Annotated in this window: 32 protein-coding genes and 1 riboswitch; of the genes, 9 read left to right on the plus strand and 23 right to left on the minus strand. The window is 41.1% G+C overall.

Going from position 1 to position 26209, the window contains the following annotated elements; genetic code table 11:
- Positions 1-31: 31 nt before the first annotated feature.
- From ACTG7L_RS04255 to moaA, 7 genes are all read right to left on the minus strand, one after another.
- The gene (locus tag ACTG7L_RS04255) at positions 32-823 is read right to left on the minus strand and encodes a TIGR01619 family protein (RefSeq protein ID WP_439327544.1); all 792 of its coding nucleotides are present in this window, start codon (positions 821-823) and stop codon (positions 32-34) included.
- Positions 823-1626, minus strand: coding sequence for an exodeoxyribonuclease III (gene xthA, locus ACTG7L_RS04260; RefSeq protein WP_439327545.1), 804 nt, complete (start codon positions 1624-1626; stop codon positions 823-825). Before xthA ends, ACTG7L_RS04255 begins: the two co-directional genes overlap by 1 nt.
- A gap of 94 nt (positions 1627-1720) precedes the next feature.
- On the minus strand, positions 1721-2587 hold the full coding sequence (locus tag ACTG7L_RS04265) for an Rpn family recombination-promoting nuclease/putative transposase (RefSeq protein ID WP_439327546.1): 867 nt from the start codon (positions 2585-2587) through the stop codon (positions 1721-1723).
- A gap of 141 nt (positions 2588-2728) precedes the next feature.
- Positions 2729-3181 (minus strand): molybdopterin synthase catalytic subunit MoaE, encoded by a 453-nt coding sequence (moaE, locus tag ACTG7L_RS04270; protein ID WP_439327547.1) that lies wholly within the window; start codon positions 3179-3181, stop codon positions 2729-2731.
- Positions 3182-3184: 3 nt separating this feature from the next.
- Positions 3185-3430, minus strand: coding sequence for a molybdopterin synthase sulfur carrier subunit (gene moaD, locus ACTG7L_RS04275; protein ID WP_439327548.1), 246 nt, complete (start codon positions 3428-3430; stop codon positions 3185-3187).
- Positions 3430-3906, minus strand: coding sequence for a cyclic pyranopterin monophosphate synthase MoaC (gene moaC, locus ACTG7L_RS04280; RefSeq protein WP_439327549.1), 477 nt, complete (start codon positions 3904-3906; stop codon positions 3430-3432). Before moaC ends, moaD begins: the two co-directional genes overlap by 1 nt.
- Positions 3907-4103: 197 nt before the next feature.
- The gene (gene moaA / locus ACTG7L_RS04285) at positions 4104-5114 is read right to left on the minus strand and encodes a GTP 3',8-cyclase MoaA (protein WP_439327550.1); all 1011 of its coding nucleotides are present in this window, start codon (positions 5112-5114) and stop codon (positions 4104-4106) included.
- Positions 5103-5251: riboswitch (molybdenum cofactor riboswitch) on the minus strand. Its footprint overlaps the gene before it by 12 nt.
- 186 nt (positions 5252-5437) lie before the next feature.
- On the opposite strand from moaA, the gene ACTG7L_RS04290 reads away from it, so the two are divergent.
- On the plus strand, positions 5438-6343 hold the full coding sequence (locus ACTG7L_RS04290) for a gluconeogenesis factor YvcK family protein (protein WP_439327551.1): 906 nt from the start codon (positions 5438-5440) through the stop codon (positions 6341-6343).
- A 33-nt stretch (positions 6344-6376) separates the two neighbouring features.
- Here ACTG7L_RS04290 and ACTG7L_RS04295 read toward each other — a convergent pair whose 3' ends face one another.
- Both ACTG7L_RS04295 and ACTG7L_RS04300 read right to left on the minus strand, forming a co-directional pair.
- Positions 6377-6718, minus strand: a complete 342-nt coding sequence (locus ACTG7L_RS04295; RefSeq protein ID WP_439327552.1) for a YegP family protein — start codon at positions 6716-6718, stop codon at positions 6377-6379.
- 82 nt (positions 6719-6800) lie between these two features.
- Complete coding sequence (locus tag ACTG7L_RS04300) at positions 6801-7451, minus strand: TIGR01621 family pseudouridine synthase (RefSeq protein WP_439327553.1); 651 nt, start codon at positions 7449-7451, stop codon at positions 6801-6803.
- 37 nt (positions 7452-7488) lie between these two features.
- Between ACTG7L_RS04300 and ACTG7L_RS04305 the strand changes: the two genes are divergently transcribed.
- A complete protein-coding gene (locus tag ACTG7L_RS04305; protein ID WP_439327554.1) occupies positions 7489-8130 on the plus strand; it encodes a histidine phosphatase family protein in 642 nt (213 codons plus the stop codon).
- A 64-nt stretch (positions 8131-8194) separates the two neighbouring features.
- On the opposite strand, the gene rplT is transcribed toward ACTG7L_RS04305, so the two are convergent.
- From rplT to ACTG7L_RS04345, 8 genes are all read right to left on the minus strand, one after another.
- A complete protein-coding gene (rplT, locus tag ACTG7L_RS04310) occupies positions 8195-8548 on the minus strand; it encodes a 50S ribosomal protein L20 (RefSeq protein WP_005596075.1) in 354 nt (117 codons plus the stop codon).
- A gap of 55 nt (positions 8549-8603) precedes the next feature.
- Positions 8604-8801 (minus strand): 50S ribosomal protein L35, encoded by a 198-nt coding sequence (gene rpmI / locus ACTG7L_RS04315; protein WP_005596065.1) that lies wholly within the window; start codon positions 8799-8801, stop codon positions 8604-8606.
- Between the two features lie 195 nt (positions 8802-8996).
- Positions 8997-9557 carry a translation initiation factor IF-3 gene (gene infC / locus ACTG7L_RS04320; RefSeq protein ID WP_439241941.1) on the minus strand — a complete coding sequence of 187 codons (561 nt, stop codon included), beginning with the start codon at positions 9555-9557 and terminating at the stop codon, positions 8997-8999.
- A 146-nt stretch (positions 9558-9703) separates the two neighbouring features.
- On the minus strand, positions 9704-10864 hold the full coding sequence (rnd, locus tag ACTG7L_RS04325; protein ID WP_439327653.1) for a ribonuclease D: 1161 nt from the start codon (positions 10862-10864) through the stop codon (positions 9704-9706).
- Positions 10864-12555, minus strand: coding sequence for a long-chain-fatty-acid--CoA ligase FadD (gene fadD, locus ACTG7L_RS04330; RefSeq protein WP_439327555.1), 1692 nt, complete (start codon positions 12553-12555; stop codon positions 10864-10866). Before fadD ends, rnd begins: the two co-directional genes overlap by 1 nt.
- A 27-nt stretch (positions 12556-12582) precedes the next feature.
- Positions 12583-13146 (minus strand): Slp family lipoprotein, encoded by a 564-nt coding sequence (locus ACTG7L_RS04335; protein WP_439327556.1) that lies wholly within the window; start codon positions 13144-13146, stop codon positions 12583-12585.
- A 24-nt stretch (positions 13147-13170) separates the two neighbouring features.
- Entirely contained in the window at positions 13171-13884 is a 714-nt protein-coding gene (tsaB, locus tag ACTG7L_RS04340; RefSeq protein ID WP_439327557.1) for a tRNA (adenosine(37)-N6)-threonylcarbamoyltransferase complex dimerization subunit type 1 TsaB, read from the minus strand.
- A gap of 23 nt (positions 13885-13907) precedes the next feature.
- The gene (locus ACTG7L_RS04345) at positions 13908-14522 is read right to left on the minus strand and encodes a glutathione S-transferase (RefSeq protein WP_439327558.1); all 615 of its coding nucleotides are present in this window, start codon (positions 14520-14522) and stop codon (positions 13908-13910) included.
- A gap of 224 nt (positions 14523-14746) precedes the next feature.
- Between ACTG7L_RS04345 and ACTG7L_RS04350 the strand changes: the two genes are divergently transcribed.
- Positions 14747-16126: a Do family serine endopeptidase gene (locus ACTG7L_RS04350; protein WP_439327654.1), complete on the plus strand. Its 1380-nt coding sequence runs from the start codon at positions 14747-14749 to the stop codon at positions 16124-16126.
- Positions 16127-16348: 222 nt separating this feature from the next.
- Here the strand turns inward: ACTG7L_RS04350 and folE are convergent, their stop codons facing one another.
- Positions 16349-17005, minus strand: a complete 657-nt coding sequence (folE, locus tag ACTG7L_RS04355) for a GTP cyclohydrolase I FolE (RefSeq protein ID WP_439241666.1) — start codon at positions 17003-17005, stop codon at positions 16349-16351.
- Between the two features lie 131 nt (positions 17006-17136).
- On the opposite strand from folE, the gene moeA reads away from it, so the two are divergent.
- From moeA to ACTG7L_RS04375, 4 genes are all read left to right on the plus strand, one after another.
- On the plus strand, positions 17137-18348 hold the full coding sequence (gene moeA / locus ACTG7L_RS04360; RefSeq protein ID WP_439327559.1) for a molybdopterin molybdotransferase MoeA: 1212 nt from the start codon (positions 17137-17139) through the stop codon (positions 18346-18348).
- A gap of 3 nt (positions 18349-18351) precedes the next feature.
- Positions 18352-19074 carry a molybdopterin-synthase adenylyltransferase MoeB gene (gene moeB, locus ACTG7L_RS04365; RefSeq protein ID WP_439327560.1) on the plus strand — a complete coding sequence of 241 codons (723 nt, stop codon included), beginning with the start codon at positions 18352-18354 and terminating at the stop codon, positions 19072-19074.
- A gap of 86 nt (positions 19075-19160) precedes the next feature.
- A complete protein-coding gene (locus tag ACTG7L_RS04370) occupies positions 19161-20168 on the plus strand; it encodes a YeiH family putative sulfate export transporter (RefSeq protein ID WP_439327561.1) in 1008 nt (335 codons plus the stop codon).
- 110 nt (positions 20169-20278) lie between these two features.
- Positions 20279-20860 (plus strand): flavin reductase family protein, encoded by a 582-nt coding sequence (locus tag ACTG7L_RS04375; protein ID WP_439241674.1) that lies wholly within the window; start codon positions 20279-20281, stop codon positions 20858-20860.
- A gap of 65 nt (positions 20861-20925) precedes the next feature.
- Here the strand turns inward: ACTG7L_RS04375 and ACTG7L_RS04380 are convergent, their stop codons facing one another.
- From ACTG7L_RS04380 to ACTG7L_RS04390, 3 genes are read right to left on the minus strand one after another with little or no spacing between them, the layout of a single operon-like run.
- Positions 20926-21282 carry a DsrE/DsrF/TusD sulfur relay family protein gene (locus ACTG7L_RS04380; RefSeq protein WP_439241676.1) on the minus strand — a complete coding sequence of 119 codons (357 nt, stop codon included), beginning with the start codon at positions 21280-21282 and terminating at the stop codon, positions 20926-20928.
- Between the two features lie 15 nt (positions 21283-21297).
- Positions 21298-22593: an NCS2 family permease gene (locus ACTG7L_RS04385; RefSeq protein ID WP_439241678.1), complete on the minus strand. Its 1296-nt coding sequence runs from the start codon at positions 22591-22593 to the stop codon at positions 21298-21300.
- Positions 22594-22607: 14 nt separating this feature from the next.
- The gene (locus ACTG7L_RS04390) at positions 22608-23576 is read right to left on the minus strand and encodes an oxidoreductase (RefSeq protein ID WP_439327562.1); all 969 of its coding nucleotides are present in this window, start codon (positions 23574-23576) and stop codon (positions 22608-22610) included.
- Between the two features lie 61 nt (positions 23577-23637).
- Between ACTG7L_RS04390 and ybaK the strand changes: the two genes are divergently transcribed.
- Positions 23638-24120 (plus strand): Cys-tRNA(Pro) deacylase, encoded by a 483-nt coding sequence (ybaK, locus tag ACTG7L_RS04395; RefSeq protein WP_439327563.1) that lies wholly within the window; start codon positions 23638-23640, stop codon positions 24118-24120.
- Positions 24121-24152: 32 nt separating this feature from the next.
- On the opposite strand, the gene smrB is transcribed toward ybaK, so the two are convergent.
- Complete coding sequence (gene smrB, locus ACTG7L_RS04400; RefSeq protein WP_439327564.1) at positions 24153-24668, minus strand: endonuclease SmrB; 516 nt, start codon at positions 24666-24668, stop codon at positions 24153-24155.
- An 84-nt stretch (positions 24669-24752) separates the two neighbouring features.
- Here smrB and prmB point away from each other — a divergent pair, with 84 nt between their 5' ends.
- On the plus strand, positions 24753-25670 hold the full coding sequence (gene prmB, locus ACTG7L_RS04405; protein WP_439327565.1) for a 50S ribosomal protein L3 N(5)-glutamine methyltransferase: 918 nt from the start codon (positions 24753-24755) through the stop codon (positions 25668-25670).
- Between the two features lie 44 nt (positions 25671-25714).
- Here the strand turns inward: prmB and ACTG7L_RS04410 are convergent, their stop codons facing one another.
- Entirely contained in the window at positions 25715-26113 is a 399-nt protein-coding gene (locus ACTG7L_RS04410; protein ID WP_439257650.1) for a YhcB family protein, read from the minus strand.
- Between the last annotated feature and the right edge of the window lie 96 nt (positions 26114-26209).

Consider the following 26209-nt stretch of genomic DNA (forward strand, 5'->3'; position numbering starts at 1 on the left):
TTATTGTGATTTAGGCCTGATTAGGCCTAAATTAATTTAAATAGCCTTGTTGGCCTAATTGGCTATATTCCCACCCAATATAACGTATAGACAATGCCTCAGCAATCATTTCAAACTGCTCCACTTGATTAAAAATATCTTGCGTATCCAAGCTCAATTCTTGCTCCACTTTAACCAAGTAGGCTTTATAATCACCCTCTATTTTAATTTTATGTTCTGTATATTTAATCCGCTCAAAAGGAATATTGGCCAAATGACATTTTTCAATAAAAAGTTCGATATCCCCTTTATCATCAAAATGAAAATTATGTTCAATGGGTTGCGGTTCAGACAAATCCGCCCCACTTTCACTGAGCGTATCTAACATTTCTTCCGTCAACATCATTTTACTTTCCAATGATGACGGCAATAAAAATTCAAAATAAGTATCCCACTGAGGATCTTGCTGAATATCAAGGGAATCATAAGTGAGTTGCCCTAAGGTTTCCAACAAGCTAATTTCATCATTAAAATAGAAAAATTGCTGCGCTTTACCGTTGGACAAAATATGCCCCGCATAAAACACATCCGGCAATGCACAAAGTTGCGTAATCGTATGCAAAATCTGACGGAACATATCATGATAATGAGGTTCACTTGGCAAACCATTCTGATCGCTTTCATAATGTCGGCTAATTTGTGCAATATTTATTGGGCGAACTTCTGAAAAAGAGGCCAACACAGCGGTGTTCACTGACACCACCGCCACATGCTCACCAAACCAAGTGCGATAATTCTGCCAATGTTGATCATCAATATCCTGATGAAAATGTATCGCTGACATTAGTTAAATTCCGCCCAAATCGGTGCATGATCGGAAGGTTTTTCCATGCCCCGAATCTCCCAATCAATCCCCACATTGACACATTTTTCCACCAAGGCTTGATTAGCTAAAATATGATCGATCCGCAAGCCACGGTTCTCATCAAAACCTTTGGAGCGGTAATCAAACCACGAAAATTGATCGTTCACCGTTGGATTTAGCTGACGGAACGTATCTCGCAACCCATAATCATACAGACGTTGATACCATTCTCTTTCTTCAGGTAAAAACGAACATTTGCCCGTACGCAACCACCGTTTACGATTTTCTTCGCCAATACCAATATCCAAATCCGTCGGGCTAATATTCATATCGCCCATAATCACAATCGGATTGGCTTTATTATGATGATCTTCCAAATAATGTTGCAAATCCGCATAGAATTTTTGTTTGGCAGGGAATTTGGTTTCATGATCACGGCACTCCCCTTGCGGAAAATAGCCATTAATCACCGTTAATAAGCCAAAAGGCGTGTCTAAATCTGCCATAATAATGCGTTTTTGAGCATCAGGATCATCGGTCGGAAACCCTTTCCGCACGGCAACAGGTTGCTGCTTACACAACAACGCCACACCGTAGTGACCCTTTTGCCCGTGATGAAACACCTGATAGCCCAAATGTTCTACTAATTCATAGGGAAACTGCTCATCTGCCACTTTAATTTCTTGCAAGCCCAATACATCAGGCTGATGTTTTTCAATAATCGCTTCTAGCTGATGTGGTCTTGCTCGTAATCCATTGATATTAAAAGAGATAAATTTCATAAAGGGTTCTCGTGATAAAAGGATGGTTTATTATACTTATTTTGTAATAAAGAAAAACTGGATAAATAAAATAATATCCACACCAGCATCATAATTAATCCATTGTTCGTTTTAACTTTTGAATTTCATCAACAGGCAAACCAACGGATTTGGAAATAATCTCTAAATCTAAGCCTAAAGAAAGCATATTGTGGGCAACTTCTTTCATATTTTCTAAACGCCCTTCCATTCGTCCTCTGTTTGTAGCGGAGTTTAACAGGGAATATTCATCCCATTTACGTTTTAAACTGACATCATACATTTCTTGCTCCTTTTTATTCAAGTTGCTGTATTCCGCAATTTCAAATAGTTTTTCAAAAATAGGATCGTCTAAAAAATTGGGTAAATTAGGCAGTTTCACCATATTTTTTAGCACATACAGCCATTTTTCCAACGTTGTCGTTAACTGTTTTTCAGGTTTACTGAAGTTAATCAGCTCTATGTAGATAAATCCCAGTGTATCATAAAATATTTCCCCTGTCTGTTTGTTGCAAAGGCAAATATCGTGCAAATAATCTGTTGTATTAGAGAAACGGAAACCATCCATAATGGCAATCACATAAACTTCGGTAATAGCATATTCCCATTCGTTTCTTTTACCTTTTGGGGCTTGGTCACTGAGCAATTTTGCACCGTAATAAATCGTACGCTCCTTGAAATGCTCTTGATGACTACGTTGCACTTCAATAATAAATTGACTGCCGTCATCGGCGGTACAGGTTAAATCAAAAATCACTGAGCCTAATTTTAACGTATCGCCCACTTGTTCGTTTTTATTATAAACCAAATCTTGGATGATTTTCTTACCCTTGAATAATTCATTTAAAAAAGAAAGTAAGATATCTTTGTGGGGTTCAGTACCGAAAATGCGTTTAAAACCGTAATCGGTGGTGAGATCAATATAGCGAGAAAGTTGTATCATTTGTTGCTCCATTTTTGGGATTAATGGAGATATTATTAAGTGCGGTTAAAATTTCACAAGATTTTCAGTTCAATTTTGGAATCAAGATCACAAAAATGCTTTTTTAAAGGACAAAAACCGCATCCTTTTAGTGTCAATTTATCACCACTTCTCCGCCGCAACTAAATCACTTTCACGCCCTTCAATCCAACGTTCCCCTTGTTCCGTCTGTTCTTTTTTCCAAAAAGGCGCTTTGGTCTTCAGGTAATCCATAATAAATTCATTGGCGGCATAGACATCAGCACGGTGAGCGGTACTCACCCCAACTAAGACAATTTCATCACCAGTATGTAACAAACCTACACGGTGAATAATGGCTACTCGTTGCAAATTCCAACGTTGTTTGGCTGTCTGTATGATTTCATGTAGCGCTTTTTCAGTCATGGCGGGGTAATGTTCTAAATATAAACTCGACACCTTGTCACCCAAATTCATTTCCCGCACTTTGCCCACAAAAATCGTGGTTGCACCGACGCTATGTTGTTCTGATAACCAACGATACACCGCATTTTGATCAAAAGGCTCTGTTTGCACGGCAATTAATATTTCGTCCATGGTTTATCCCCCTGTCACAGGCGGAAAAAAAGCAATTTCATCGCCCGATTTAACCGCACTTTCTAACGGCAATAAGGTTTGATTAATAGCCACCAGTAACTTGCCCTTTTGTAACGCCAACGCCCATTTATCGCCTTGTTGAGCCAAATGCTGACGCACGCTTTCTGCGGTATCAAATTCGGCATTCAGTTCCAACTGCTCCACGCCGAGCAATTCTCTGGTTTGAGCAAAAAATAAAATTTTTAGCATTATTCCACCTTAAAATGCCCCGATTTCCCACCGCACTTTTCTAATAAACGCACGTCCGAAATGACGATATCTTTTTGCACTGCTTTGCACATATCGTAAATCGTCAAGGCGGCAACACTCACCGCCGTTAAGGCTTCCATTTCCACGCCTGTTTTGCCCGTGAGTTTACATAGACTTTCAATTCGCACCTGATTTTGCTCGGGAAGTGCGGTTAAATTCACTTCCACTTTTGACAGCAATAACGGATGACATAACGGAATCAGCTCCCACGTCCGTTTTGCGGCTTGAATCCCTGCAATTCGGGCGGTGGCAAACACATCCCCTTTGTGGTGATTGCCATTAACAATCATTGCCAAGGTTTCGGGTGACATTGTCACAAAGGCTTCCGCTCGGGCTTCTCGTACGGTATCTTGTTTCGCCGACACGTCCACCATATTGGCTTCGCCGTTTTGATTAATATGAGTTAATTTTGTCATTCTGTTATCTCTTTTTTGGCTATGTTCGAATTTTATATTAATATTGTAGGGGCGTATTGCATACGCCCTTTTAATGCTTGCCCCAATTTTTTTAGGGCAAATTTGCAAATTCGAGATGAGGGCGTATGCAATACGCCCCTACAATCATCTCCTAAATTAAATATAATCAACACAAAAAAGCAAATATTGACTATTCTTTACCCACCAATACTAGCTAAATTAGTTCTTACACCGCTATCGCCTTGATGTAAATAATGATGTTCTCGTTTACCCTGTAACGCACCGAAAAGCCTTGCTTGTAAAAGTAATTGCTGGTTATCTGATTGTAACAATTCTCGCAAATCAACGCCTTCTTCACCAAATAAACATAAATGCAATTTGCCTTTTGCCGACACGCGCAAGCGGTTGCAACTGGTGCAAAAATGTTTCTCATAAGGCATAATCAAGCCAATTTCCCCTTGATAATCGGGGTGAGAAAATACTTTCGCAGGACCATCTGTTCGCCCTTTTGGTTGTAATTGCCAACCTTGTTGCACTAATTTATCCGCTAAAAGCTGCCCTGAAAGATGATGACGTTGGAAAAAATGATCCATCTCCCCTGTTTGCATTAATTCAATAAACCGCATTTGAATCGGGCGGTGTTTAATCCACGCCAAAAACTGCGCAAGTTCGCCGTCATTGTAGTCTTTCATCAGTACGGAATTTATTTTGATTTTCTGATAACCCACGTCAAAAGCACGCTCAATGCCACGCATAACATCATCAAATTTATCTTCGCCTGTAATGCGGTGAAATTGACGAGGGTTTAGGCTGTCTACGCTGACATTGATAGAGGTAATCCCTGCTTTTCGCCACGCTGCCACGTCTTTTGCCATCCGATAGCCATTGGTGGTTAATGCCAAGGTGTGAATATTCTCCATATCAGCAATATTTTCCACGATTTCAACAAAATCTTTGCGTAAGGTCGGTTCGCCCCCTGTGAGTCGCACTTTTTCCGTTCCCATTGCGGCAAAGGCTCGCACCACACGGCGAATTTCGTCGACATTGAGGAATTTATCCCATTCAGGATGGGACTGATAACCATTGGGTAAACAATAGTTACAGCGAAAATTGCAAACATCCGTAATGGACAGCCGCAAATAGTAATATTCTCGTTGGAACGGATCAACTAACCGCACCGACAAGTTTCGGATAGGAATATTGTGCATTAAATACCTTTATAAAAAGAATAGGACAAACCGTTTCCAGCGTATCCCCGAGCAATCGCCAACCCATTTGGCGATCACTGGCATTGCTACCTTATCTATATTGACGTAGGCACACAAGCTCGGTATATGAAATTATCTTTATTCTAAAAGAGATAGCCCAAAAGTACAACTTAAAAGCCGAGGATTAACACTATTTAGGTAGAAATATATTGGAATTCCTTTTCTTCAATTATAGCTTAATTTATATAGCGTAAAATAACCTTTCTAAACGTAGGGAAAAATGGTAAATTAACACCGCACTTTTATCACAGGAAAAACAAATTATGCCGAACAACAGCTCGCTCAAACAAGTTAAACACCTCGTCGCTATCGGGGGTGGTCATGGTTTAGGGCGTGTGATGTCGGCCTTAAGTTTCTTAAAAGAACAGCTCACCGGCATTGTGGCGACCACCGATAATGGCGGGTCCACAGGACGCATTCGCCACGATCACGGCGGTATTGCATGGGGCGATTTACGCAACTGCTTAACCCAAATTATAGCCACCCCCACCACCGCCTCGGCCGTGTTTGAATATCGTTTTTCTGGCACGGGGGAATTGGCGGGGCATAATCTCGGTAATTTGATTTTAAAAGCCCTTGAAGATATGCAAATTCGGCCTACGGATGCGATTAATTTAATTCGTAACTTCTTGAGAGTAAAATCCTTTCTTTTACCCATGTCAGATGAACCTGTACATCTGGGTGCCACGTTGCCCTCGGGCGAAAATATTCTCGGCGAAGTGGCCATAGACAATCTACAACAGCTCCCTGCGCAACTTTTTCTCTACCCCAATGTCAACGCCTCCCCCGAGGCGATTCAAGCGATTTTACAAGCTGACGTCATTTTACTTGGCCCAGGCAGTTTTCTCACCAGTATTATGCCAACCCTTTTATTACCCGAAATTATCCAAGCGCTCAAACAAACCTCTGCGCATATTATTTTTATTGATAATCTTGGTGTAGAACACAGCCCCGCAGCCCATTTATCCTTACCTGACCGTATTCAGTGGATTAATCAAACCGTAGGCGAAAATATTGTGGACGGTGCGATTACGCCAGTGCCGATTGATGAAACGGCATTAAATATTAAGCTGTTAGTCCGTAAACTAAACGCAGATGATGTCACCTATCGTCATGACCGTGATTTACTTTGTTCAGCGATTAACGATATGCTCGTGGCGTTAAGATAAAAAAGCCATTCTATTGAATGGCTTATGTCGTGATTAGGCTTTGGTTAAATCCTTAACCGTGGTGGTTGCCGCATTATTCATCACAGATTTCACGCCATTTTTAGCTGATTCTTGTGAGGAATAATATTGGCTACGGCCAATTTCTTGATGATTTTTGGCTTTTAACACAAAATAAGGCTTGTCATTTTTTGCTACTCGATATTCAAATAGACTTTCATCTTCCCCATTTTTTTGCACAGACGCAATACCATTTTCAGCTGCTGCTCGGGTTTTATATAATTCACTGGTTAAAATAACCTGACTATTTGCGGCTTTTAAATTGAACATAAACTGTCCATCGCTCGCTAATTTTAATTCATACCAACCTAATGCCATTGTAAACTCCTTGTTAATAGAAATAATGTTCAAGATCAATCATAGGCTATTTACTGATTTTTTCAACTGTTTTTTACAAAATTTAGTTAACTAAATTCAGTTGGTTTAATACAGAATTTCGCTGAAAAAATTCACCGCAGTTTGGCAAGTATTTCACATGAATGGGCTGATTTTGATAAACAAAATCTAAACCGTAGGCATGCAAATAAGTGCGGTCAATATTTTCCGTTTTATCGCCATACAGTTCATCCCCTAAAATCGGGCTACCTAAACTTTTCATGGCAACTCGCAACTGATGGGTTTTGCCTGTTTGCGGTGTTAATACAAACAAGCGTAAATTTGGCTCACAACTGATGGAATAAAAACGAGTAATTGCTGGATTTTCTTTACTTTTCAGCAATTTCCACGCACCACGCCGTGCCTTTTCCATATTCCCCACAATCAGGCCTTGTTTCTTTTTCGGTTTATGCGCTGACAACGCTAAATAGGTTTTCTGAATTTGATGTGCCGCAAACAAACCCGACAAGCGAACAGCCGCCGGTTGGTTTAAGGCTAACATCAGCAAGCCCGACGTCACTTTATCTAAACGATGAACCAACCAAACTTGCGCCACGCCAAGTTGATTTGCCACGATTTGCGTTAAGCCTCTCTCATTATCATCTTTGTGAACACTTAATCCACAAGGTTTATTGATGATGATAAAATCTTGATGTTGATATATAATTTCTAGCATAATAACCTCATTACCCTATCTTAAAGGAAAATACAGCATGAATAAAGATCTCCGCTTTTATTTCGTCCGTCACGGTCGCACCATTTGGAATGAACAAGGTTTAATGCAAGGCTCAGGTAACTCCAATCTCACCGAACAAGGGGTACAAGGTGCGGTGAAAACGGGGGAAGTTTTGCAAACTATTCCTTTTGTCGCTGCCTATTCTAGCTGTTTACAACGGACTATCGACACAGCGCATCATATTTTAGGTGAGCGTGATGTCCCTCTTTTTCAGCATAATGGGTTAAATGAACATCATTTTGGCAGTTGGGAGGGAACCTTAGTGGACAATATTCGTCAACATCCCGAATTTCAACAGATGGTCAATGATCCTGCGAATTATCAAGCCCGCTGTAATAACGGTGAAACATGGCAACAGTTAGCAGAACGTGCCACCAAAGCCATTCAAGACATCATTAAAATTCATGATAAAGGCAATATTCTAATTGTTTCGCACGGTCATACACTACGTTTATTGATCGCCTTATTGAACGGTGCCACGTGGCAAAATCACCGTGAAAATGGGAAAAGTGAAACGCTAGCCAATACCTCGATTAGCGTGGTTCGTTATGTGCAAGAGGAAAATGCGCAAGGACGATTTATTGTGGAAAAAGTGAATGATGTGGGGCATTTGGGGTAAATAACCACAGCATATAAACAAAAAAGGACGCTAAACAGCGTCCTAATTTCCTATGCTTTAAATATTAAAGCGCAGATTTTGCTTTTTCAACTAAAGCAGCGAAAGCCACTTTATCGAATACAGCGATGTCAGCTAAAATCTTACGGTCGATTTCAACAGAGGCTTTTTTCAAGCCATTGATGAATTTGCTGTAAGATAAACCATTTTGACGAGCGGCAGCGTTGATACGAGCAATCCATAATTGACGGAATTGACGTTTACGTTGACGGCGGTCACGGTAAGCATATTGACCAGCTTTAATCACTGCTTGGAAAGCAACGCGATACACACGTGAACGTGCACCATAATAACCTTTAGCAGCCTTAAGAACTTTCTTATGGCGTGCTCTTGCAATAACACCACGTTTTACACGAGCCATTATTTAATCTCCTAATGTATATGTTTAACTAAAATTTACTAATGAACGCTTGTGCTTATGCGTATGGCAAGCACGCTACAACTAAAACTTGGTCTGCTTTCGCAACCATGGATTTATGACGTAGATGACGTTTACGTTTAGTGGTTTTCTTAGTCAAAATATGACGTAAGTGAGATTGTTTACGCTTGAAACCGCCAGAAGCTGTTTTCTTGAAACGCTTCGCAGCACCACGTACTGTTTTAATTTTAGGCATTGTTTAATAACTCCGCATTGTTTTGTTTAAAAAAGATAAACAGGCGAATATCCGAGGATATTACTTGTAAGGCACTGATTTATCACGCTATTGACAGAAATGTTCATTTCTGTTTTCATAAAAACCCGCAGGCTGCTGAGTGTGCCTACGTGGCTTTAGATTTTTTATCGAATGATTGCTCAATTCAATAAAAAATTATTTCTTCTTCGGTGCAATCACCATAATAGCTTGGCGACCTTCTAATTTCCCTGGCGCCGATTCCACCACCGCAATGTCTGCGGTATCTTCTTTCACTCGGGCCAACACATCTAAACCAATGTCTTGGTGAGCCATTTCACGACCACGGAAACGTACAGTAATTTTTACTTTGTCGCCATCTTCTAAGAATCGAATAATGTTACGCAATTTAACTTGGTAATCGCCGATATCGGTACCGGGACGGAATTTAATTTCTTTTATTTGAACGACTTTTTGCTTTTTCTTCTGTTCTTTAGCCGCTTTTTCTTTCTCGTAAATAAATTTACCGTAGTTCATAATACGACAAACTGGCGGTTCAGCATTTGGGCTAATCTCAACTAAGTCTAACTCAGCTTCTTCAGCTTTTGCTAATGCTTCTTGAATTGATACGATACCTACTTGTTCGCCGTCTTGGTCAGTTAAGCGAACTTCTTTCACACGAATTTCATCATTAAGGCGATGAGCTCGGTTGGTCTGAACACGTTTTACAGGTTTGATAGTCCTATTCCTCTCGTCAATTTATTTTACCTCATATTTTTCCGTTCATCACAGAAGATATGATTTCTTTCCTTGCTCCGTTAACATGAGCAAAACAGGCGAAATTCTACGAGATTTTTTGAATTTATGCAATAAAAGAATGCTTTTTGTACATAAAAATTTCACCGTTAATGATTTTCCAATAGCGCACACAATTTTCGACCAAAAGGTTCACGCCAATCTCGCATTAAATCGGGCAATTTATTGGGATCTTTTTGTTTTAACCAAACCCATTTCATTAATTTATCTAAACTTTTACGGCTTGCAATCAGTTCACTGGCGAAATTGTGCGGTGTCATTTCTTGGAGTTTTTCACGTAAGGCTTTGATCGCTTTTTTATAACGAGGATCTTCGGAAAATCTCACCATGGGTGAGGGATAATCCGCAGGATCAAGGCGTTTTAATTGCTCAATAAGTTGTAGCATTTTTTTCCCATGAATACGGACTTCTTGCGGATTAATGCCAAGTTGTAATAATGCTGAGGTATTTTTCGGATTGTGCATGGCCACTAAAAATAAACTTTCTGCACGAACGACGAAATTTAATGCAAGATCACGTTTTATCGCCTCACCTTGTCGCCAACTTGCCAACAGTTTTAATCGCATTAATTGCTCTGCATTGAGTTTATAAGCGTTGGGAATATTCACATAAGCCTTATCGGGGTCTTTGCTTTTTTGAGCTTTTTCCAGTAATAAATGGCAATCAAATTGCACCGCACTTTGTATGCTGCTCTCCCCTTGCCATGGCATTTGCGCCAGTTGTTCCGCCATTTTGTGATACAAGGGCAATAAATACCACACGTCAGCGGCCGCATATGCTAATTGTTTTGCGGATAATGGACGAGCAAGCCAATCCGTACGTGATGCCCCTTTATCCAAGGCAAGGTCAAAATAATGCTGAATCAAGCTAGCAAACCCTGTGGAGTTGGGAAACGCCAAAAAATTCGCCATCATTTGCGTATCCAGTAATGGCGTGGGCAACTGTTGAAAATAATATTGAAAGACTTCCAAATCTTCCGAGCAAGCGTGTAACACTTTCAGCACATTCTGGTTCGCTAATAAGGCAATAAAAGGGGCAAAATCACTGATATCATTCGGATCAATCAAGCTCACTTGCTCACCGTCATACAGTTGAATTAAGCCTAATTTGGGGTAATAACTGCGTACACGAATAAATTCGGTATCTAAGGCGACAACCGAATGCTGTTGAGCTTGCTCACAAATTTGAGCAAGCCCCTGATTATCCGTGATTACCTGAAAGTGCGGTGTATTTTGGATTTCTTTTATCATCATTCATTATTCGGACGTTTGGCCAATTCTTCATCACGCAATACTCGGCGTAAAATTTTACCAATATTACTTTTCGGCAATTCATCACGGAATTCAATTTCTTTTGGAATTTTATAACCGGTTAAATGCTGACGACAATGTTGACGCAGTTCATCACGCGTTAGGCTATCGTCTTTTTTCACCACAAAAACTTTTATCGTTTCACCCGACACCTCGTGAGGCACACCAATGGCGACCACTTCTGCCACTTTGTTATTGAGCATGACCACATCTTCAATTTCATTTGGGTACACATTAAAACCTGAGACTAAAATCATGTCTTTTTTGCGATCCACAATGCGTAAAATGCCTTTTTCATTTATTGTGACAATGTCACCTGTGGCGAGCCAACCGTCTTTTAACACTTCGCTGGTGGCCTCTGGACGTTGCCAATAGCCTTGCATCACTTGTGCGCCTTTGACCCAAAGTTCACCGGCCTCACCTAATGCAGCCTCACTACCCTCTTCTTTTAAAATTTTAATATCCGTATTCGGCACTGGCAACCCGATACTGCCATCATGAACCAAACAATCCACCGTTGAGGCCGCAACCAAAGGCGAGCATTCGGTTAAGCCATAGCCCTCAATAATATTACAACCGGTCAACTCATGCCAACGTGTGGCAATGGCTTGCTGTACCGGCATACCGCCCCCCACCGTTAATTTTAACGCCGAGAAATCCACTTCTTTGAAATTTTCATTATTTAACAACGCATTAAATAATGTATTCACCCCCGTTAAGGCCACAAAACGGTGTTTTTTCAATTCTTTAATAAAACCCTCAATATCACGTGGATTGGTAATCAATACGGCCGTAATGCCAAGCTCAATAAATAATAAACAGTTTGCACACAAGGCAAACACATGATACAACGGCAACGGCAAAATGGCGGTACGCTCACGTTGATTACCTCCCACAAAAGGCTCGGCAATCCAACGGGCTTGCATAACGTTAGCGGTCATATTGCCATGGGACAACATGGCGCCTTTCGCCACGCCGGTGGTGCCACCGGTATATTGCAAAAAGGCGAGATCCGAGGGTTCCAATTCAGGGCGCACATATTGACGATTTTTTCCCACGCTCAACACTTCACGAAAGGTCACCGCATTGGGCAATTTGTATTTTGGCACCAATTTTTTCACATATTTCACCACAAAATTGACCAACGTCCGCTTACCAAAAGAAAGCTGATCGCCCATACGGGTCAAAATCACATGCTTAACGGCGGTGTTAAACACCACTTTTTCCAAGGTGGAGGCAAAGTTAGACACCACCACAATGGCCACCGCACCGCTATCTTGTAACTGATGTTCTAATTCTCGTGGCGTATAAAGCGGATTGACATTCACCACCACTAAACCCGCACGCAACACGCCAAACAAAGCTATCGGATATTGCAATAAATTTGGCATCATTAAGGCCACAGGGTCGCCACGTTTAAGCTGTAATTCATTTTGTAGATAGGCCGCAAAAGCTCGGCTGCGTTCTTCCAGTTTACGAAAGGTTAGCACCTGTCCCATATTAATATAAGCGGGACGATCAGGGTGTTTTTGCACCGCACGTTCAAACATATCCAATAAATGATGATATTTCTGAATATCAATCTCTTTTTCTGCCCCTTGCGGATAATTATCAAGCCATAACTTTTCCATACCAATCCTTTTTATTCTTATTTAATGTTACTGTAAGACATAACGCACTTTAGGTTGCGCTAACCAAAGCCCGCCAAAACGTCCCCAACGCATACCAAAACCAAAGCGGTAATCGTCCCAATCATCAGGATCATAATAATATTCTTGCACTAAACGCCATTGTTTCAACGTATCCACAGCGACCACGGGATAATGATAATCCGCCTGATCAATTTTGCCGGTTTCTTTGCCAGTTAATTTGCCTTTCACCGTAATATATTGATCTTTCAAACTGACAGGATCCACAAAGCCGGCCACATAGGCAATAAAACGTCCATTACTGCTCCCGTCTATCACCGGTTTAGCTGAATAAGAGGACACTTGCAAACTCAACACTTCAATTTTGGTTTTATCTTTCAACGCATTTACCGCCAACACTTTGCCGCCCAAACGCACCTGTTTACATTGGCAAGCATAATGATCCGCCTCAATATCTTTTAGATTTTGAATGGTAAATTCATCTTTTTCCAACCCTTGCGGGGGATTGACACAACCCACTAACCCACTCACCGTCAATAAAAGTGCGGTGAAAAAAAAGCCTCTTTTTATCATAACTCCTCCTTTCTGGTTGGAACGCTATTCTCTACCTGGTAATTTCTGCCAAGTTACTTCATTACGTAAATAAATCGGTTCAATGTCCGTGGCGGAAATCATCTCTTGATTAAACCACATGGGCATAGCGACAGATAGCATATATTTTGCAGATGGCAAGGTAATTTCACTGCCTTTTCCTAACTCACTCAATAAAGGATAGGCCTGCCACCCCGTGCCAACGGTCGCCCACGATCCTGTTAAGGTTTGGCATTGCGCCAGCAAATGCTCTGGCGAACAAACCTGCTCACGCAACATTTCTTGCCAATGCAAAAACTCGCCAAATTCGCCCCGCATTTTTTCCGCTTTTAAGGCTGAAAAATACACTTCATTCATACGAGCGTCAATGGCACAAAGCACTTGCTCCGCTTGATATTGTTCATAAGCCGCTTGTGCCATAGCAGTTAAATTGGACACCGCAATCACCGGCAAATCGGCCCCAAAGGCCAACCCTTGTGCCACGCTCGCCCCCACTCGCACGCCGGTAAAACTGCCCGGCCCACGACCAAACACCAAGGCGTCCAACTGATTTAATGTCAAGCCAGATAGACCTAAAATTTCATCCACCATGGGCAAAATGCGTTTGGTATGGGTGCGCTGTGCCACTTCATCTAAATAAGTGATTTCGCCCTGATGTAACAACGCCACGGAACAGGCCTCGGTTGAGGTATCCAGTGCAAGTAAAGTCGGTTTTCCCATGATTATTTTATTCTTCCTTTGTCCTATTTGGGTGTTGTTTCCGCTAACACCTTATGGATGGCATTCATCTCGTCCGACCATTTTACTAGATTTGGAAAACTTTTGCCAAAATCTATGCCTAATTTTTCCGCACGAAATGCCCACCAATCAATCACACAGACCGCACAAATCGTGCCGATATTTAATTCGGTGCCAAATTCCGCTAAATTTTGCGCCAACTGAGCGAAACTGCGTAAATTCCGATCCATTAATTGCTGATGACGACTTGTCCACCATTCGGCCTCTGGTCGTAGCATTTTTTCCGAAATAATCGGCAACGTATTTTCCATAATGCCATCGGCTAAATTATGCAACGCCAATACATTCCAACGAGCTTTGCCCTCTTTCGGAAATAAGGTCGTATTTTTGCCTTTATTATCCAAATATTCCGCAATCAACAAACTACCAAATAACCAACGCCCACAATTACGTTGCAACGCCGGTACACGCCCAAGCGGATTATCTTGATTATGGGAAGAATGAGGATCAAAAGAGGATTGAATCGGCAACATCTCAATTTTATCTTGCAACTGATGATGTTGAATCACGGCTAAGACTTTACGCACAAAGGGGCTAGTGGTGTTATACCAAAGTTTCATGAAATTTCTCCTTAACGATATTTTCTCCATTATAAGAAAAAAGGATACTGATGAATATCTTTTTTATCTATTCTTACCAAGAGCTGATACACAAAATTTATGTACCATGTTATTTTCCTATCTTCATCAAATTCCCCCTTGAATTTCTGAACATTTACCCCATTTTCTTGTCATATTCATACACAAGCTATTCATTTAATTTTTAAAAAGGAAATGTTATGAAAATGAAAAAAACCAGTTTGGCTTTAACGGCTATCGCATTAGGATTAAGCGTATTAAGCACCCCAATGACCAGTATGGCTGAATTGCCAAGTGATGTCGCAGGCGTTGCCGTGCCAAGCCTTGCACCGATGTTAGAAAAAGTATTGCCTGCGGTGGTCTCCATTGATGTCGAAGGCAAAGAAAAAAGTACGGTAAACGATCAACAAATTCCTGAAGAATTTCGTTTTTTCTTTGGTGATGATTTCTTTGGTAATCGTGGCAGTCGCACGCCTCGCCAATTTAAAGGACTGGGGTCAGGCGTGATTATTAACGCTGAAAAAGGTTATGTCTTAACCAATAATCATGTGATCGACAAAGCCGATAAAATCACGGTGACACTACAAGATGGACGTGAATTTAAAGGTAAAGTGTTAGGAGCTGACAAACAATCTGACGTCGCATTAGTGCAATTAGAAAAACCGAAAAACCTCACTCAAATTAGCATTGCCGACAGTGATAAATTACGTGTTGGTGATTTCACCGTGGCGATCGGTAATCCTTTTGGTTTAGGTCAAACTGTGACTTCGGGTATTGTTTCTGCATTAGGTCGTTCTACGGGTTCCGACAGTGGCACCTATGAAAACTATATTCAAACGGATGCGGCGGTAAACCGCGGTAATTCAGGAGGCCCATTAATCAACTTAAAAGGGGAATTAATTGGGATCAACACGGCCATTATTTCTCCAAGCGGTGGCAATGCCGGGATTGCCTTTGCCATTCCATCCAATATGGCGAATAATTTAGTGCAACAAATTATCGAATTTGGTGAAGTTCGCCGTGGCGTATTAGGCATCAAAGGCGGTGAACTCAATGCGGATTTAGCCAAAGCCTTTAATATTGATGCACAACAAGGTGCATTTGTGAGCGAAGTCTTGCCTAACTCTGCAGCAGCCAAAGCGGGCTTAAAAGCAGGTGATGTGATCACGGCATTAAACGGTCAAAAAATCAAAAGTTTTGCCGAATTACGAGCCAAAATTGCCACCTCTGGTGCTGGTAAGAAATTTGAATTAACCTACTTACGTGACGGAAAAACAGAAAAAGCCGAAGTGACATTACAAGCAGATGATTTTGCGAAATCTGGCGAAACCAGCACTGACGGCATTCTTCCAGCACTTGAGGGCGCCGCATTAACCAATGGTAAAGACGGTATTGAGATTGAAAAAATCGAGAAAAATTCACCTGCGGCACAAGTTGGCTTGAAAGTCGGTGATGTCATTGTCGGGGTTAACCGTCAACCGGTCAAAACGCTAAAAGAATTACGTGATGCCATTGATGAAAAACCATCTGCCGTAGCATTAAACGTTAAACGTGGACATAATAATTTCTATTTATTAGTGCAATAATCTGTACAACGTAACGGAAGTGCGGTAAAAATATTGAAAGAATTTTTACCGCACTTTTTTGTCAATTGAAAAAAGTCAGCAAAGATCAGGACGGACAACCGATTTTTGGCATTAATTTAGTGCCGTTAAATTCAGGTATGATTCGGGTTGGTGATAAGGTAGAAATATTAAGAACAATGCAGTAAAACAAAGGGCGTCATAAGACGCCCTCGTGAAAAATTATTACTTATTAATCAAACTCAAAAACTCTTTTCGGGTTTCCCGATCTTCTAAGAAAACGCCACCAAAAGCTGACGTGACTGTGTAACTATTGCTGTCTTTAATCCCTCGACATTTTACACAAAAATGCGTGGCTTTTACATAAACCGCCACATCTTCGGTTTCTAAAATAGTTTGAAACGCCAATAACACTTGCTCAGTCAAACGCTCTTGTACTTGCGGACGTTGCGCAAAAAAGGCCACCACTCGATTAATTTTAGATAGCCCTATCACCCATTTTTTCGGGTAATATGCCACAGACACGGTGCCATCAATAGTAACAAAATGATGTTCGCAGGTACTGGTCAACGTCACGTCATTGACCAACACCATTTCGCTCACTTTCATACGATTTTCAATGTTGGTAATTTTCGGGAAATTGGCGTAATCCAGTCCGCTAAAAATTTCATCCACAAACATTTTTGCCAAACGGTGCGGCGTTTCTTCAATACTATCGTCCGTTAGATCTAAGCCGATCAACGCCAACACATCACGCATTTTACTTTCAATTTCATCACGGCGTTGATCTTTACTCTTGGTCAAATTAACCATTGGGGTTTCAATCCCTTTTGCCACTAAGGCATCACGCACCTTAATGGCTTCTGCTGAAATATTGCTCATTTACAACTCCAATAAAATAATGGGCTATTCTAGCAAACATTCAGCGAAGAATAAAATGAGAATATCATTAACCAGATGAAAAGTTTTGGTATAAAATAATCAGAAGATTCATCTTTACCAAAAGGATTACCATGCTCACACTACAACAAGCCCTAGATAACATTCTCAATACCTTACCCACGCCCACTAAACATCAGCAAGTTTCCCTTGATCAAGCGGTCAATTTAGTCTGTGCGGAAGATGTGATTTCGCCGATTAATGTGCCGTCTTTTGATAATTCGGCCATGGACGGCTATGCGGTTCGTTTAGCGGATATGGAAAAATCGTTAACCCTTTCCGTTGCAGGAAAATCTTTCGCCGGCAGTCCATTTACAGGCGAATGGCCAGCCCAAAGTGCGGTGCGAATTATGACCGGAGCCATGTTGCCAGTGGGGGCGGATACCGTGGTGATCCAAGAAGAGGTTATCGTCAATGATGACGGCACCATTACCCTTTCCACTGTACCAAAAAATAACCAAAATATTCGTCGTATTGGCGAAGATGTAAAAATTGGTGATGTAGTGTTAAAAAAAGGCCAAAAACTCACCGCAGTTTCTTTGCCATTATTGGCCTCTTTAGGAATTTCAACGGTTGACGTTTACCCACGTTTAAAAGTCGCCGTACTTTCCACCGGAGATGAACTGGTGCCTGTTGGGCAACCGTTGCAAGCGGGACAAATTTACGATACCAATCGTTTTACGGTAAAACTGATGTTAGAAAAACTCGGCTGTGAGGTGCTAGATTTTGGTATTTTGCCAGATAATGAGCAACAATTTGAACAAGCCTTTTTAAACGCTCAGGCTCAAGCAGATTTGGTCATTACCAGTGGCGGTGTATCGGTTGGCGAGGCGGATTTCACTAAAACCGTATTAGAAAAAGTGGGAGAAGTCAATTTCTGGAAAATTGCCATGAAACCGGGTAAGCCGTTTGCCTTTGGTAAATTGCCAAATGCGTGGTTCTGTGGTTTACCGGGTAATCCTGTTTCGGCGTTAGTCACGTTTTATCAGCTTGTTCAACCGGTGATTGCTCGCTTATCAGGCGCCGATTATCAACCTGCTACCCTACTTCAAGCGATAGCCATTGCCCCAATGAAAAAAGCCGTCGGACGCATGGATTTTCAACGTGGCTTTTATCAAGTCAATCCACAAGGACAAATTGAAGTGCAATCCGTGGGCTTTCAAGGCTCCCATTTATTCAGTGCCTTTGTAAAGAGTAATTGCTTTATTCGTATTGAGAAAGAACGTGGTAATGTGGCTGTGGGGGAAACTGTCACCATTGAACCTTTTAGTGATTTATTGAGATAAACCATGTCTGAATTGAACTACGCAGAAGAACTCCGTTACAACCGCCAAATTATTTTAAAATCGGTGGATTTTGATGGGCAAGAAAAACTCAAAGACAGTCGCATGCTGATTGTCGGGTTAGGTGGTTTGGGCTGTGCAGCAAGCCAATATTTGGCTGCTGCGGGTGTGGGACATTTGACCTTGTTGGATTTTGATACGGTTTCCCTTTCCAACTTACAACGCCAAGTCTTGCATACAGATGAACGCATTGATATGCCGAAGGTCACATCCGCCAAAATCGCCTTGCAAGCCCTTAATCCACACATTGAAATTCACACCATAATTGAAAAACTGGACGAAAAAAAATTAGCTGAACTGATACAGCAATTTGACGTGGTGTTAGATTGTACCGATAATGTAGAAAGCCGTAACCAACTTGATCGGGCTTGTCAATCGGCATTTGTGCCATTAATTTCAGGTTCCGCGATTCGCATGGAAGGGCAAGTTTCGGTGTTTAGCTATGAACCCAATACGCCAACTTATCACCATTTAAGCCAATTATTCGGTGACAATGCGTTAAGTTGCGTAGAGGCTGGCGTTCTCTCCCCGATTGTGGGAATTGTCGGTTCAATTCAAGCCATGGAGGCAATCAAAGTGCGGTTAAAAATCGGCAATATTTTAGCAGGGCGATTACTCATGATTGATGGATTTTCCATGACCTTTCGTGAATTGAAATTACCTTGTTAATGTTGTAATGCAACGTATTTATTCCCTTTTTTGAATAAATCGTTTATCTACTTTTTTATTTTTAACCACTATTTAGGGGTACAGCAATGAAAAAATCATTGTTAGGTTTGGCTATTGTCGGGGTAATAACGCTAATCGCTAAAGCCTTATCTTTCTCAACGCTCGCCAATCAATTACATCTTGGCGCCTTAACCCTTGCTATTTTATTGGGGTTACTCGTCGGTAACACGCTATATCCCAAATGGCAACAACAAGCCCATGCGGGAGTCACCTTTGCTAAAGGGCGGTTATTACGCATAGGGATTGTGTTATACGGTTTCCAAATCACCTTTCAAGACATCGCCCAAGTAGGGGCAAACGCCATTATTAGCGATGCGATTATGTTGATTTGCACCTTTTTCATCACCTGTACATTGGGCATTTATCTGTTAAAAATAGACAAACAAATTGTCTATCTCACCGCATCTGGTTGCAGTATTTGTGGTGCAGCTGCTATTTTGGCGACTGAACCTGTGGTGAAAGCTGATTCACATAAAGTATCCGTTGCCGTTGCTTTAATCGTGATTTTCGGCACCATTTCCATGTTTCTCTACCCGATTCTCTACCAATATATTCAGGGATTAAGTGACAATCAATTCGGCATTTATATCGGCTCATCAGTACATGAAGTCGCACAGGTTTATGCGGCCGGGAAAAATATTAACCCCGAAGTTGCCAATATTGCCGTCATCACCAAAATGCTCCGAGTCATGATGCTCGCCCCATTTTTAATTGTGTTGTCTTATTATTTACACAAACAACAAGCTCAAACGGGTGAGAAAAGCCCATTTAATATGCCGTGGTTTGCCTTGTATTTTATTTTGGTAGCGGTGTTTAATTCTTTCCAATTATTACCGGCTCAACTGGTCCAATTTTTAATTCAACTAGACGGCATTTTATTAATGATGGCAATGACCGCTCTCGGTCTAACCACTCATATCAGCGCCATTAAACAAGCAGGCATTAAGCCGTTGATTTTAGGTTTTTTGGTGTTTTTATGGTTGGTGATTGGGGGATTTGTGGTGAATTTTGTGATGCAAAACTTATTTATGTAAATAGATTTAAAAAGTGCGGTAAGAAATAGCTGATTTTTGATCTCTCCCTCTAAAATGGCTACAATCAAAATATCAAAGAACAGCAAACTCCATCATTAAGGATAAACACTATGCACCAGACCATTCCAATGCAAACTTTTTATTATGGTTTTCCCGTGGTTCTACTGACCACTTGCGATGAACAAGGACATAGCAATATTTCACCAATTTCATCCAGTTGGTGTTTAGGTGATAATATCGTGATTGGTTTAGGAACTTGCGGCAAAGCCTTTGAAAATCTACAAGTTTGCCCTGAAGCTGTTTTGAATTTACCTGATAACACAATGTTTCAACGAGTCGAAAGCATAGCACCTTTCACGGGTAAAGCTGAGATTCCTAAACATAAACAAGGTATTTATGCTTATTGTTCGGATAAATTTGCTCAGGGAAAATTAACCGCTCAAACATCAATACAAGTTCGCCCGACTCGTATTGCGGAATGCCCCATTCAAGCCGAAATGCGGTTGCAACAAATTAGCCAGCGAGATGGTTATGCCATTATAGAATTTAAAATTGTTCAACTGCACGCACAACAGCATTTAGTGAATGAACAAGGGCATATTCGCCCAGAATCTTGGCAACCGTTGATTTATAATTTTCGCCACTATCACGGATTAAGTGAGTCATTAGGTAAAAATTTTCGGGCGAGATAGCAGAATAAAAATGCGGTGAAAAACAACAAAATTTTTCACCGCATTTCGAGCAAAATCTGATTAAATTAGAAATTAATCACCTTATCCGCCCACAAGGTCCAAGCGGAAACATCATCTAATGTCCCGACACTCACACCTTGCACTAACGGCAAATGTGTAATGCCTCGCGCTTTGGTGCAACTGGTGCAAAGTTTGGCCTCTGCCCCTAAACCCGTTAATACCTCAAGGGTTTGTTGTACATTGTAACCGTCATTTGGATTTTGGCCGGCTAAACCAGACAACACCGAATCAGAAAAGAAAAAGGCTTTGATTTCAACGTCTTTACCGTTTTCTTCCAATAAATTCACCGCAAAACGCAAACCGTTAAAGGTTTTCTCTGTGCCGTAAGGCGATTCGTTAAAAATAAATAATAATTTTTGCATAACATGCCCTTGTTGTTAGCCAATCCAAATAAATTTAATTAAAAATAAAATCGATACCACCCAAACGGACGCATTAATTTCTTTCCAACGGCCAGTACAGGCTTTCATCACGCAGTAGGTGATAAACCCAAAGGCAATCCCCTCGGTAATGGAATACGTGAAAGGCATTAATGCGGTGGTAATAAAGGCAGGGGTGGCCTCGGTTAAATCGCTCCATTCCACTTCAATTAAGCTAGATGCCATTAAGATTCCAACGAAAACTAACGCCCCCGCAGTGGCATAGGCTGGCACTAAACCGGCTAATGGTGAGAAGAAAATGGTTAATAAGAATAAGATACCGACCACAACAGCGGTTAATCCCGTACGACCGCCTACCGAAACACCTGAACCACTTTCAATGTAAGTACTGATGGCAGATGTTCCCATAAATGAGCCTACCATGGCGGAAGTACTGTCTACTAACAACGCTTGTTTCATTTTCGGGAAACGACCTTGTTCATCAGCAAAACCCGCTTTGGTGGTGACTGCAATTAAGGTGCCTGATGAGTCAAATAAGTTAACCAACAGGAATGAGAAAATAATACCCAATAAGCCTAAATCAAAGGCTCCCGCAATATCCACTTGGCCCACTACCGCATCTAAACTCGGCGGCATAGACATAATGCCATGGAATTGTACCGCCGGATCGAAGATTAACGCTAAGGCGGTAATCACCACGATAGAGGCTAATACGCCAGAATGCACGCCTTTCGCTGACAACACCACGATAATGAAAAAGCCTAAAATGCCCATCAGAATTTTTGGATCGTGCAAGTCACCCAACGCTACCAGTGTGGCCTCGTTCGGGATAATTAAGCCCATGTTTTTAAAGCCAATTAAAGCAATTAACAAGCCAATCCCTGCCCCAATCCCTACTCGTAAGCCTTTGGGAATGGCGGACATAAACCAGTAGCGAATTTGTAACACGGTAAGCAAAAATAAGCCAACAGAACCTAAGAAAATAGCCCCCATGCCCACTTGCCAAGAATAGCCCATTTTAATCACCACGCCATAAGCAAAAAAGGCGTTTAATCCCATTGCTGGCGCCAACGCAATCGGCAAGTTACTAAACAAGCCCATGGCAATGGTACCAAAGGCAGCAATTAAACAGGTGGTGACGAACACCACTTGAGTGTCCATGCCGGCTGCACCCAATACCGCAGGGTTAACAAACACGATATAGACCATGGTGAAAAAGGTGGTAATCCCCGCTACGATTTCCGTTTTGGTGTTGCTACCCTTTTGTTTTAGCTGAAAAAGTTTTTCTAGCATATTGATTTCCTAAGTTAAGGTTGTTGATTAAAAAGTCTTTCCAATAATTGAACCGCCAAGCACGCTAAATTAAAACGTTGCTCATCTGCGACCGTCCAAAATTCTACGCCATTTTCGCTTATTTTTAAATCACTAATATGTAATTTTACGGTTTCTTCATTATTTTCTTGTTCACCGTTGAGAACCGGCGTGATTTTTTCCTCAAGTTGAATCAAATCCTGTTGTTGCCATGTGGATTTAATTTGCTCAAGGTCGATTTGATAATCCGAAAGTGCGGTAATTTTTTGGGCTAAACCATAAAAAACAGGCACTTGAATGCTATGATAAACCACCGATAAGGTCGGAAAAATTTTGTTGATTTGGGTGGCGTAACTGCTTTCCAAGGGTGCGACATCAAAGGCAAAACGTGGCTCATTTTCATCTAACGGAATGCCATTCAGTAATCGAGCAGTTTGTCCGACCAGTTTGCTCACGGTTTCACCGTTGTGATAAGAGGCCGGCACAAGCGAACTAACGATTGCTTGGTTAATAGGATATTGTGCCATGAATGCCGACAAGGCCAATACAGTTTGGGTGATTTGTGGATTCGGCAAGGCAATAATATTATGCAAGGCGTTACGTTGTCGCAACTCTGTAATTAGTTCATCATTGACCGTCGGCACAATCACGGGAACCGCAGAAATACTGGCACACAGCCCCAACATATCGATCACCACACAACCCTGTTCTGCGGCATTGGCAATATGCGGTGCTTGCTCTGTTTTACCGGCAAATAATACATAATCAAATGCTGACCAGTCCACCTCAGCGACTGGAATTTGCGCCACCGATTTATTGTTAAAACGTACGCCTTGTTCTTCATTAAAGGGGTAAATTTCTACCACCGTTAATTGGCTAATTTCAAGGCGACTTTGCTGTAAAAATTCGGTAATTTTTTCACAAAGCTCAAATTCCGCCGCAATGGCGAGATTTAATTTATTCATTTTTTGCTCTCATCGTAATAAAATAACGCTACATTCTATACTTTTTCAGGGAGAAAAGAAAATGACACCCGCCATAGATTTACTAAAAAAACAAAAAATTGCCTTTACGTTACACACCTACGATCACGATCCGCATAATCCCCATTTTGGCGACGAGGCAGCGGAAAAATTAGGCTTAAATCCGAATCAATCTTTTAAAACCTTACTGGTGGCAGAAAATGGGGACCAGAAAAAATTAGCCTGTTTTGTGTTGCCCACCGCCAATATGCTTAACCTGAAAAAAGCCGCTAAAGCTATTGGTGTGAAAAAAGTCGATATGGCAGACAAAGAATTTGCGCAGAAAAGTAGCGGTTATTTGGTCGGGGGAATCAGCCCGTTAGGACAAAAGAAACGGCTCAAAACCGTGATCCACCAAAGTGCGGTGAATTTTGAGCACATTTTTGTATCAGGGGGAAAACGGGGATTAAGTGTGGAACTGGCTCCGCAAGATTTAGCCAGGGTGCTGAGGGCGGAATTTTGGGATGTTGTGGCTGAAATGTCTTAATTTTCCTGATATATTAATTTTAAAATATTTAATCAATTCCCCACCAACACCAAAATCGCTGCATCACCGCCCCATTCTCTCGGGGCTTGATGTAATGCTCGTACTTTAGGATGTTGCACCAGCCAACGTGGAATTTGCTTTTTTAAGGTAAAGGTGCCGTAGCCTGTCATAATACTGGCACAAAAAAGATTGTCGTTTTCGCAGACTTGAATTAGGCTTGCCAGTTCTAATTTAGCTTGTTCTCGGGTTAGTCCATGCAAATCCAAAAAAATTTCAGGAGCAAAATCACCACGGCGAAGTTGTTTTAACAAATAGCTGTTTTCATTTTCTCGCAAATATTTCACCGCACTTTCTTCATTTAATAGGGGTTCGTATTCATCTGAAAAATAAAACAAGGTGTCTTGCTTTTCTCGAGCATTTTTAATCGCTGCTTTTTGCTGAAGTTTGAATTTATTTAGCTTTTGTGGTGGTACATAAGTGTCTTGCTTTAACGGTTTAATACCTTTGATTTCTTGTAAAAAAAGTGAGCGTTCGTCAATATCCGACATTCTTTTTATCCTAATAACGACAAATTTCGAGAATTTCTATATACTAACGGAAAATCATTATTTTACCAAATAGGAATAACAAAAATGGCTTTTTCTGAACAAACGTTGTCACAAGATTTACATACGATAAAAGATTATTTACGTTGGGCATACAGTACCTTTAACGGCGAACCCTTATTTTATGGGCAAGGTATGGATAATGCGTGGGACGAGGCCTCTTTATTGGTGTTGAGCAGTCTGAATTTACCCTTGGATGTGCCGACGGATTTGTATGATAGCCGTTTAACGCAGACAGAAAAAGCCCAGCTCATTGAATTGGTGACGCAACGGGTAGAAAATCGTATTCCAACACCGTATTTAGTGAATACCTCTTGGTTTTGTGGCTTGCCGTTTTATGTGGATGAACGGGTGTTGATTCCTCGTTCGCCGATTGGTGAGTTAATACAAAATGGCTTTGTGGATTTTGTGGAGCAAGCACCGAGCCGAATTTTAGACATGTGTACCGGTAGTGGTTGCATTGCGATTGCTTGTGCAGATCGTTTTCCTGAAGCGGAAGTGGACGCAGTGGATTTAAGCCGTGATGCCTTGGATGTGGCGGAATATAATATTGAACGGCACGGTTTAACTGAGCGAGTGATTCCGATTCAATCGGATTTATTTGTGCAATTACCACCAGATCAATATGATTTGATTGTCACCAATCCGCCTTATGTGGATCAAGAAGATTTAGATTGTATGCCAGAGGAATTTTCTCACGAGCCAGAATTGGCCTTGGCAGCGGGGGAAGATGGTTTAGATTTGGTGGTTAAAATTCTCGCCGAATCGCCGAAATATCTCAAAAATAATGGCGTGTTAATTTGTGAAGTAGGCAATTCCATGATTCATTTGGAATCTCGTTTCCCTGATGTGCCGTTTCATTGGATTGAGTTTAAAAATGGGGGATTAGGAGTGTTTTCTCTGACGAAAGCGGAATTGGAACAGTATCATCATTTATTTGTTTAACTAAAAAAATAAGGGCGAATTCATGTTAAATTCGCCCTAATAGATCAATTCTTTAACAACCCAGAAGAACCTTCTTTATAATCCTTTGGTGGTGCTTCAGGTTCAACTGCCGTGGATTTTTCTGAATTCATAAAACTTTGCAAAAACAAACTTTTGTTGTTTGCGTCTGGTAAAAGTTGTTCAGAAGATTTGGCAAGATGACGGTAAATTTTCTGATAATCTTGCGCCAAGGTTTTAAATAAATCGGCACTTTCAGCAAAATGTTTTTCTAATAATTGTTTTTGCGTGTCTAATTCTTGTTTGGTTTGTGACAACTCTTTGGCTGTTTCTGTTTGTTTTTTGACGGAACCCTTGGTTAGGCTAATTAACACGTAAGCTAAAATAAACCCGACAAAGAAACCAATGCCTGCCACTAACCACATTTCATTTGACCAGTTCTGAATATTTTGCATAATGCCCCCTTAATATTATCGTTAATGCAAGATATAAAACTATTGTCTTATCATAGCGTTAAATTTTGCGTTTGTCTTGTATGATTT

It is taken from the genome of Lonepinella sp. BR2357 (genome assembly GCF_051851525.1).
GTDB lineage: Bacteria > Pseudomonadota > Gammaproteobacteria > Enterobacterales > Pasteurellaceae > Lonepinella.